At 43.8% G+C, this 10,160-nt stretch carries 8 protein-coding genes and 1 pseudogene; 3 read left to right on the forward strand and 6 right to left on the reverse strand.

The window, feature by feature from the left end; translation table 11 throughout:
* A pseudogene (locus ACTIE0_RS16830) lies at positions 1-3,025 on the forward strand (energy transducer TonB); the annotation flags it as partial.
* 440 nt (positions 3,026-3,465) lie between these two features.
* On the opposite strand, the gene ACTIE0_RS16835 reads toward ACTIE0_RS16830, so the two are convergent.
* From ACTIE0_RS16835 to ACTIE0_RS16855, 5 genes are all read right to left on the reverse strand, one after another.
* Positions 3,466-3,642 carry a hypothetical protein gene (locus tag ACTIE0_RS16835; protein ID WP_006624439.1) on the reverse strand — a complete coding sequence of 59 codons (177 nt, stop codon included), beginning with the start codon at positions 3,640-3,642 and terminating at the stop codon, positions 3,466-3,468.
* Positions 3,643-3,712: 70 nt separating this feature from the next.
* Entirely contained in the window at positions 3,713-4,951 is a 1,239-nt protein-coding gene (locus ACTIE0_RS16840; protein ID WP_006668710.1) for a YncE family protein, read from the reverse strand.
* A 97-nt stretch (positions 4,952-5,048) separates the two neighbouring features.
* The gene (locus ACTIE0_RS16845) at positions 5,049-6,581 is read right to left on the reverse strand and encodes a peptidoglycan-binding protein (RefSeq protein ID WP_006668709.1); all 1,533 of its coding nucleotides are present in this window, start codon (positions 6,579-6,581) and stop codon (positions 5,049-5,051) included.
* Positions 6,582-7,129: 548 nt separating this feature from the next.
* Positions 7,130-7,924, reverse strand: a complete 795-nt coding sequence (locus tag ACTIE0_RS16850) for a DUF4352 domain-containing protein (protein WP_050786896.1) — start codon at positions 7,922-7,924, stop codon at positions 7,130-7,132.
* Position 7,925: 1 nt separating this feature from the next.
* The gene (locus tag ACTIE0_RS16855; RefSeq protein ID WP_006668707.1) at positions 7,926-8,084 is read right to left on the reverse strand and encodes a hypothetical protein; all 159 of its coding nucleotides are present in this window, start codon (positions 8,082-8,084) and stop codon (positions 7,926-7,928) included.
* A gap of 269 nt (positions 8,085-8,353) precedes the next feature.
* Between ACTIE0_RS16855 and ACTIE0_RS25025 the strand changes: the two genes are divergently transcribed.
* Together ACTIE0_RS25025 and ACTIE0_RS16860 are read left to right on the forward strand one after the other, a co-directional pair.
* A complete protein-coding gene (locus ACTIE0_RS25025; RefSeq protein WP_488193804.1) occupies positions 8,354-8,737 on the forward strand; it encodes a helix-turn-helix domain-containing protein in 384 nt (127 codons plus the stop codon).
* 9 nt (positions 8,738-8,746) lie between these two features.
* Complete coding sequence (locus ACTIE0_RS16860) at positions 8,747-9,712, forward strand: NB-ARC domain-containing protein (RefSeq protein ID WP_006668705.1); 966 nt, start codon at positions 8,747-8,749, stop codon at positions 9,710-9,712.
* A gap of 156 nt (positions 9,713-9,868) precedes the next feature.
* On the opposite strand, the gene ACTIE0_RS16865 is transcribed toward ACTIE0_RS16860, so the two are convergent.
* Entirely contained in the window at positions 9,869-10,090 is a 222-nt protein-coding gene (locus ACTIE0_RS16865; protein ID WP_006668704.1) for a WD40 repeat domain-containing protein, read from the reverse strand.
* Between the last annotated feature and the right edge of the window lie 70 nt (positions 10,091-10,160).

The following is a 10,160-nucleotide window of genomic DNA, read 5'->3' on the forward strand; positions in this document are numbered from 1 at the left end:
CCAAGACGACGACCAGGATATCGTTGATGAGTCTGATGATGATTCCCAAGACGACGACCAGGATATCGTTGATGAGTCTGATGATGATTCCCAAGACGACGACCAGGATATCGTTGATGAGTCTGATGATGATTCCCAAGACGACGACCAGGATGATGATTCCGACGACGGTCCAGTGTTTGCAGCCGAGGACGTTCTGGCTTACATCGAGCAGTTGATGGTCGATGTCGAGACCGTTACCCAAACCGAAGAAATCGATATCGAGTTTGTCACCTATCAGCTTGAGGAACTGTTCCAGGCTTCTGTTTTCAGCCTAGAAGATGTCAATACCATCTTGGAGACTGAATATGAATCTGTGGATGAGTTAACCACTGAAGACATCGTGACTTTGGCGTTTAGCGTTGAATTCCAAGAGGTTCTAGGTGAGGATGTCGAGATTGAACTGGTACAGTCTGAAGTTAACTACAGCTATCTGCGAGCCTCTCAAGCTCAAGCGATCGCTGATTTATTCAGCACAGAAGAAAATCCGATTACCGTTGAGGATGTCCTACGCGGTGAAATCGAACCCTTGACAGATGCTGAGATTTTGGCAGCCTTCGAGGAGAACTTCTTAACTGCTGATGTCGGATTTATTCGCTATCAAGTTGAGCAACTTCTGACCGAGACAACCATTACCATTGAACAGGTTAATGAGAGCCTGTCTCTTGAGGAGTCCATAGAAGCCATTGTAGAGCTTAATGATGCTCAAATCATCAATTTGGTCTACAACCGAGAATTCCAAGCCTTGCTGATGGAAGCAGAGCAGACTATAGAGCTATCTGCTATCAACTACGAGGCATTCATTGAGGCGAATGCAGAAACCTTAATCCAACAGTTCGGGGTGGATGATGTCACAGAGCTGACCTTAGAACAAGTTCATGGGTTCATGTTCAGTGGACAAGTCAGCATTCAGGGATTTGTCAACTTTGACTATCTCCGTCAGACTTTCATGAGTGCGATCGCATCCCAGGAACTGCCAGATAGCACCATTCTTGACTGGTTTAACACCGATTTCTCATTGATTAACGTCAACTTCCTGAATGCTCAATTCAACCAGTTTACAGCAGCAGTACAAACACAGTTGTTGGATTCTCTGGGTATTGAGCTTAACGAAGGCGAATCCCTCAGCCATCAGCAACTCATCGAAATTTTCTACAGCAGTGAGTTCCAAACCATTACCGGAATTGAAACCCTGCAAACACTAGCCTTTGATTGGCAAGGATATGCCGAAGCTAATGCAGAAGCCTTGGCTGATTTCTATCAAGCCTTCCTCGTGCCAGCTATTCCAGAAGGTCAGGCTCCTAATTCTGTAGTGGTTGAATTGTCGAATTTCACCGGAGCAGAAGCACAGGTAACGGTGACATTAGAAGAAGTGGAAGGAGGCATTCAATTCACAGTTGACGGTGTGGAACCCATCGCCGATATTAACGGTGTGTTCTTCAATATCGAAGATAGTAGCCTTCTCGATAGCCTGTCTGTATCTGGGGATGATGTCACCAATTCTAACTTTAGTGGTGATGTGAAACGGGTAAGAAATACCTCGATTTCACCGCTGAAATTTGATGCTGGTGTGCAAATCGGAACTCCTGGTATTGGTCGGGATGATATTCAATCCACAGTGTTTGTGATTACTGCAGATGGCGAAGAATTGAGCCTAGACCAGTTTGTGGGTCAGGAATTTGGAGTTCGTCTAACCAGTGTAGAGTCAGAAGGAAGTCGCAGTGCTAGCAGTAAGCTGCGCGGAACAGCAGAAGCTGTTTTTACCGCTGATGGTGATGATGTTGGTGTGATTGATGTTAGTTCCCTTTCTGCTGAACAGGTGTTTAACTTTGCCTTCCAGCAAGGATGGCAATTGGGAATTAACCCGCTGGAATTTGTGGAAGTTGATTTTCTGCGACAACAGTTCGCCGTTGACATCGCGCGAGCCTATAACATTGATGTTAGCGCAGTTGCCTCCCTGGAAAGCTCTTTGGTGCTGGATTATGTCTATGGTGGTCTTTCGACCCAAATTGACTTCGAGTTCTACCGCACTAAATATGCTGCTTCCTTGCAGTCTACCTTTGGAATCAGTGCTGAGAGTCTGACTCGCGCACAAATTCTTGAACACGCCTATACGGTAGGTTTGGAACAAGGGTTTAATTTTGTGGCCATTGATTATGATGCGATCGCCACTCAATATCCCCAAGTCTTTGCTGACTTCTTTGGTATCCCGGTTGAGGAAATTTTCAACCTGGATCTGTCAATTTTGCAAAGTTTTGACTTGGGAATTGCCTCGGAACTTGGCATCGATATCAGCCCATTTGTTGATATTGAATTCTTCCGCCAACAAGCGAGCGAACAAATTCTTCAGAACTATCGCATTGAAAATGTCTTCCGCATTAATTCTCAACAACTGTTTGAGTTTAGTTTGCAAGGCAATTTCAGCACGGCACCGACCATCGATCTCAATTGGGCGCTGACTCAATATGCTGATTTCTTGGCTGAAAATCTCGCTGATTTTGATCAAGATGACGATGGTGAGATTGATAATTCGGAACTGTTCGATGCTTTGACCGGTCAACTGCTGGAACAAGGTAACGAAACTTCCGATATCTACAGCTTTGAGCAATATTTCGAGTCGGAAGATGTGCAAGAAGAGGTGGCTGAGTTCTTTGGTGTGGAATCCTTTGAGGACGTTACCTTTACTCAGCGCTTAGAGTATATGTTCGGTGCTGGTCTGCTGGCGGGAATTGACCCCTACAGTGAGGAGTTCCTAGAAGCTAATCCGCAAATGGCAATGGATATTTACCTGGAAGAAAACTCTGCTGCTTTGATTGAGTTTGCTGGAGTTCGGTCTATTAATCAGGTGACCTTCTTGGATGTTTATAACTTCCAAGCCATCAATGAGATTAATGCCTTCTCTGGCATCAGTACCATCGATGACATTGATGATATCGATGACATTATCGATGACATTATCGATGAAGTAGATGCCTTCTCTGTGTAAAATATCAGTTAAGTTTCCCTTGAGATATAGGGAAACTGACTCGGACAATTAACAGCTAAATTAGAGTGAGGTTGATGATTAAATCTCACTCTTTTTTGGAGGGTATATCAGCGGCAACCTAGAAAGTTGATTGTCTCCTAATTAGCCGGAGGTAACGGCGGTTTAACTGACGGGAGAGAGAAAGTAATCATCAATCACTATTCAAGGGGATTTGAGATGACCTCTAAGCATTCATTAAACCATGCTTGCACATTTTCATTAATTTCTGAGGAATTAAAGGAGTGGGAAAAGGTGCTTAAATTTAGGGCTTCATCTGATACATGAGTCTCCCAACCATCATCATGGTTGTTTCCAATGACTGGGTAAGTATAGGTGATATGTTGGATTTGGCTTTGCTGGGAATTAAAAACTCCTTCAAAACATGAACCAATATCGGAGTTTTAAATATAAACTAAACCCCTAACTTGATTATTTGGGTAAGTTTGAAAGACAATATATTCCGCCCCAACTTCTGTGGGGGATGAAACTGTCCCGCGAAACTGTATTTGTGATATCATCGAAACAGTTGCCACCCCAAGGGCGATCGCCATTTTGGGAATAACGGTCAGGACCTCCATAGTTCACTCCTGGCTGACAACACCTGATGACTACAAGAGATAAACCGCCAATTCCCGAAATCTTTATCTGTTAATCTTGAATGACCACCAAACTCCCCGTATAGCAAGCTACCCACACCTGTCGAGTTTTCGGGTCGTAAGTAATTCCTATGGGGTTTAAGCCTACGGTGATGGTATCAATAATTTCCATATCCTCAGCTTGCACTTTACTAACGGTGTGGGAGTAATAGTTCACCACATAGAGGAATTGATCATCATCTGATAATACCATACTACGAGGGGCTGCACCTGTAAAAATTTTCCTGATAATTTCCCCGGTTTCTGTGTCAATTTTGGCTACATGATCATCACCATTCAGGGTAACATATAGATATTTTCCGGTGGAATCTAAAACCAGATGGCGAGGATATAAACCTACGTTATGCATCCAATTTACTGAGTAGTCCTGTAGGTCTATTTTGGCAATATCGGAAGTTCCCATCACGGCTATATAAGCAGTTTCAGAATTCGGAGAGATGGCAATTCCCCGGGGAAATCTGCCTACAAATATCCTTTGTATTTCTTGATTGATGTCAGTATCAATAACGCTAACATCCCCTGAACACCAGTTAGTTACTAAGACATATTTACCATTGGGAGAAACGGCGATAAACTTGGGAACTGAACCGACTTTAATGGCGTTGTCAATGGTTAAATTTTCGGTATTAATCCGATAGATAAAACTAGGGTCGAATTGGTCTGATGGTAAACAGGTATCATGACCGGGATTATTAAACTCAGGACCATACATCCGATAATTGGAGATATAGGCAAATTTGCCATCTTGAGAAACTGCTGCTTCTACGGGAGAACCTTTGTATTTTTCGGCGGTAAAATCTCGATGACCAAACTTATACAAATTCACATGATCAGCAATTTTTTTAACCTGCTCAAATTGACGATTATAAACAGCAATTGAATGTTCATACATCATATTTTGTACAAAGAACATTCCGGGGTCTGCATAAACAACAGACTTGGGGGTTAAATCATCACTTTTGATAGTCTTAATAATTTCAAATTGACCAGGTTGTGGGGGTAAAAAAGCGATGGTTTCCTGAGATTCAGAGTTATCTAATGAGTTATGATTGCTTAATTTCTGCTGTAGAAAATCTATGCGATCGCCTAATTTGAAAATATCAGAACCTGAGTCAGCTACCGCCAATCGAATCGCGGTTAAGGTTAACACCACTAGAGAGATGGATGCTATAATTAGGGTTTTGCCGGATTTTTGCATCAACATCAAATGGAATTTATTAAGTTTGTTCATAATCTCCTGACACCACCAAACGACTAATAAAAACTTACCCTGAAAAACTAGACAGCTAGGTGAATCATGGGTAAGTTAACTGAATCCGAATGTTATATTAATCTTGGAATACCATAACACTGCCAGAATAGCAAGCTACCCAAACCTGTCGCTTTTGGGGGTCGTAAGTCACACCAATGGGTCGGTGGTTAGTGCGGACAGTATGAATGACTCTCATATCTTCTGTGCGGACTTTACTCATGGTATTAGAGTGATAATTAACCACATACAAAAATTGACCATCATCAGAAATTGCCATACTACGGGGGGCGCTTCCTGTCCTAATTCGGCGGATGACTTTACCCGTTTCTAGGTTGATTTTTGCCACCGTCCCCTCACCATTAAGGGTGGTATACAGGAATTTCCCTTGAGGATCTATATTCAAATGTCGAGGGGAACGTCCGATATTATTAAGCCAGGTCAGGGAAAAATCATTAAGGTTAATTTTGGCGATTTGGGTGGAACCCATGACGGCTACATAAGCAAATTCGGAATTGGAATCAACAGCAATTCCTCGCGGATAACGACCTATTTTTATCCGTTGAATTTCCTGGTCTATTTGGGTGTCAACAATACTTAAATCCCAACCACACCAATTGCTAACTAATACGAAACGACCATCAGGAGTAACTGTATTAAATTTCGGCACGGGTCCGACTTGGATCACTTGTTCGATGCTCAGGGTTTCGGTATTGATTTTATACATGAAACTATCATCATGTCTCCCGGCTGGAGAACATCTATCATTTCCGGGGCGAGAAAAGCCGGAACCATACATTTTATAATTGGCAACGTAGGCGTATTTTCCATCAGGAGAAAATGAGGCTTCTACGGGTGAACCTCTATGATTTCCGGTGAATTTCGAGAAGCCAAAATCTGAGAATTTGATGCTGTCGGGAATAGTCTTGATTAAATCAAAGTTACGGTCATAGACGGTTATTGTGTGGCGATACATCATATTTTGGGCAAAAAATAAGCCTTTCCCTGAATGCACAATTGATTTGGGTGCAATAGGACCGGTAATAGTTTTAACATGGCTCATTCTTCCCGATGGATCGCGGGGGGGTGCTTCCACAAAACTGGGATTTTTTAAGAGGGCGATCGCTGTCTGAAAGACTTTTGGTAAATCATAGTTGATGTTGATAGCTGGGGGGGTGGCGGCTGGGGGTTTGGCGGCTGGGGGGGTGGCTGGTGGCGGCGGCTGAGTTGCTGTGGGTTGAGGTGGGGGAGTGGTAGCGACTTCTGGGGTTTTTGGCGAGGGCGGAATTAGGGCTAAAGCCTGGCGAGTTTCTTGTCCGACAATGCCATCTGGCCTTAATCCGCGATCGCTTTGAAATTGTCGAACTGCTTGTTGAGTGATCGGACCAAAATTACCTAAATTAGGGTTATTAAAATATCCCAATTCTCGGAGTCTAATCTGTAATTCGGCTACCTCCTGACCTCGGCTACCGCGCCTTAAAACCCGTGGGGTCTGATTTTGAGTAGGGGTGGCGCGGGCGACTATTTGAGTTTCTCGATTTATGGGACTCTCAGCAGAGGCTACGGTCACTCCTGTTAATAATAATGCGATCGCACAAGGGAGACCCAGCATCGACCGTCGGAGAAGGTTAACAGGTCGATAACCGCTAGAATATGATTTAGACTTGGTGATGCAACCGGGGTTATCCATAATCAATTAAGCATGGTTTTTCCCCGCTATCCTAGCGCATTTTGACCACTCAAAGATATGGTGCTACTGTGCCGATGAGTGGCCCTCTGAGCCACCCGGTTTCTTTCCCCCCCCCCAGGCTGAGAAACCGGGTTTCTGTGAAAATCTCGGCATCCTCACCGACATCACGTTAAGAAACCCGGTTTCTTTCCCCCTCCCGAAAGGTAGCACTTGGCTGACTTTTCCCGGATATACCCGGTCTGTTAACTCCCATTGGCCAGTAGTGGGGGGGAACAATTCCATAAACCTATTCTCAGCCAATCGTCTGAGGCTATAGGGGTCGGGGTCGGGGTGATGAACTGCTGGCGATCGCATTTTTTTGACCGGCGACAGAATAGAAGAAACCGGGTTTCTGAAATACTATCTCGTTTTTCATGAAACAGAGATATAAGACACCCGGTTTATGAGTATAAACGACTGACAATATTAACCTAGTAAATAGCGAATAAGTCGTCTTCCCTAATGTCGATTCTCTTGCCATTAACTTCTAATTTAAAACCAGAAGCATCACTAGCTACACGAAATACTTTAACAATTGGGACAACCTGTCCTGGAAATAATTGACTACTCGGTTCGATCCCTTTGTCCTTCAGCCATTGATTGATACTTAAGGTTTCTGAAAAATCATTGATTTCGTTATATTTCCGACCTTGGCTATCAATCAGCTTATAGCTTGACCAGGTTATACTACCGGATTGGTTTCCTGTGTTTTTCATTTCTAACCCAACAACCGCCAGTTGACCGCCTTTTGACTCTACATTTTCCATAAAATAATTGCTAGGAAAAATGGTATCGAGCATTTGAATGCCTGCAATTTTAACTGCACGATCATTCCTTACATTTATCCAAGTTTCTGTGGGGACCGGTTTTGCTACTGGTTTCGATTTTTGAGGTTCGGGCCTATAAGTGGATGCTGCTACAAACGTGGAAGATTTTGCCATATAAGTCTTGTCATTTTCTTCCGCCGTAACAGAAGATAATCCATTCAGAACCAAAACCAGAATAATGCTGGTAATACCGGAACTCTTTAGGACTCTCATTCTGGTTTGTGGCTTCTTGTCATTAAGTACAATGCTAGGCTTGCATAATCCGATAACAAATGCAAAGGGAGAAATTATCAAATAAAGACCAATACCGAGTGCAATAATGCCGATAAAAACGTAGAATATTGCCGTCAAATTCCCATCATGTTTGACCCCTCCATACTTCAGGTGAACTAAAATCAATTTAAGGATTAGGATATCCAATAGATACTGCTATTAATGCAAGACCAACCAGAATACAAATAATACGACCTTTTTGGCCCAGAGCGCCAGCAGGCATGACACCGCCGAAAAAAAGGAACACACCGGTAACTAACAAAATAATTTTGAATGTAAAATCCATTTTTTCTCCTTAATTTTTTTGCGGTTTCTTTTTTTGATGGCTTGCCAAAAACCAAGATACAACCAACTAAATTTTTCGGCTTGATCAACTAAATGCTCTGTCTATTATTATCTTTGATGGTTTCGGTGTTTGTCAACCTCAAATATATATTATTTTGCCTCAAGTATTAACGGGTATCAGAGTTATAAAATCTAGTTTTGTATAAACAAATCCCAAAATGTACTAAAATGTGGTATAATACCAAAGTCCCGTACAAGCACCCCTATGCTATGAACCTTAAAGAAATGTTAAATCTCGCCGATCGCATCGTGTTTGCGAAGACCGGACATCACCTTGACGATCTGCAGGAGGCGGTACTGAGAGGAACGCTGGAACGGGAGACTTATCAACGCATTGCCAAAGAGTATGATTACTCGGAAAGCAGCGTCAGAAATGCGGGTTCGCAGTTGTGGCATATCCTTTCGGAGGAGTTGGGAGAAGAAGTTAATAAATCCAATTTTCGCTCGGCAATGGAGCGGTTTCAATTTTCCCTATTTTCAAATGTTGTACAAGATTATGTTGGAGTTGGCAATATTAACGTTTGTGGGGAGGGAAGACACCCGCCGGATATACCAAACCGACACCCACCCAATCGAGAGGTATGCAGTCAATAGTTAAGCGAGATGCCGGATTTGGGTGTTTTTTACGATCGCACCCTCGAACTGGAAACCCTGAGTGATTGGATTCTAAACGAACGCTGTCGCCTCATAGCAATCACAGGCATGAGTGGCATCGGCAAAACCGCCTTAGTCTCCCAACTGGTGCAGCAAATCAAAGATGAGTTCGAGTCCGTTTTCTGGTGTAGCCTAGCGTCGCCTCCCACCTTTTCAGACTGGCAAAATCGCCTGCTAAAGTTTTTCTCAAAATCGCCAACCGATCGCTCTTTCCACCTCACCTCAGAGCCTTTATTCGTCATTCATTATTTACAACAATATCGCTGTTTGCTAGTTTTAGATGACCTTCACAATTTGTTTGTTTCGGGAGAGTTGGCGGGCAAATATCAAGCCGAGTGCCAAGACTATCAATCCTTTTTTAAGCAAGTTGAGAACTTATCCCATCAAAGCTGCGTTTTACTCATCGGTTGGGAACCCTCCATTGAACTCCCCCCCAGTGCCAAGCAAAATAGCCCGCTGCGGACGCTACAACTCACCGGGTTAGATATCGCCACGACTCGAAAGATTCTCCAAGATTACGGATTGACAGAAATTGATGAAAATTCCCCACTGATTGACTGCTATGATGGAAATCCGTTCTGGGTGAAAAGTCTCGCCAGCCAGATTCAAGAGTTGGGCGGGTTTGTCCCCGATATTTTGAAAAATGATACTTTATTGTTGCCGGAAGATGTGAAGTGTATTTTACGGCAACAGTACGATCGCCTGTCGGAAACTGAAAAACAAGTGATGGTTTTATTAGCCGGCGAGAGCGAACCTATCAGCTTGGGAGGATTGCTAGAAATGGCGATAATGCCTCCCGCAGATTGTCTCAATTCGATTCAATCTTTGCTGCGACGTTGTTGGCTGGAAAAGCCAGACAATCTCTACAGACTACCCAAAGCCATCAAGCAGTATATTATCCATCATTTGATTTAATAAATGTGGGGGGTCAATTTATCCGATATGATCAACCCGACGGGCATTGAATTTATGCGGTGATGTCCTAGTTTAGGGTGATTTCTAGCATGGTTTTCAAATCGTCCCAGCAACCAGGTTTCTGGCCCCCCACCCACATCCCAGAAACCCGGTTTTTCAATCTCTCAACCCCTCCAACCGCAGAAAATTTACTCCCCCCAACCAGTCCCCCGCCACCACCGTCACCCCATCATCAGCTACAGCACAGGAAATCATCGGAGCCTCCCCGGTGAAGGTAGCTAACACTCCCCCCGTTGCCAAATCCCACAGTTTCAGGGTGCGATCAGAGGATGCGGAAACGGCAGTTTTGCCGTCCGGCGCGATCGCCACTGCATTCACGTAAACCTCTTGGGAGCGTGGAAGCCCCGTGTCTTTAGACCGGGGAGGAAACGCGACAGGGGGACTTTAG

The sequence above is a fragment of the Limnospira sp. genome, from assembly GCF_051859755.1.
Lineage (GTDB): Bacteria > Cyanobacteriota > Cyanobacteriia > Cyanobacteriales > Microcoleaceae > Limnospira > Limnospira fusiformis.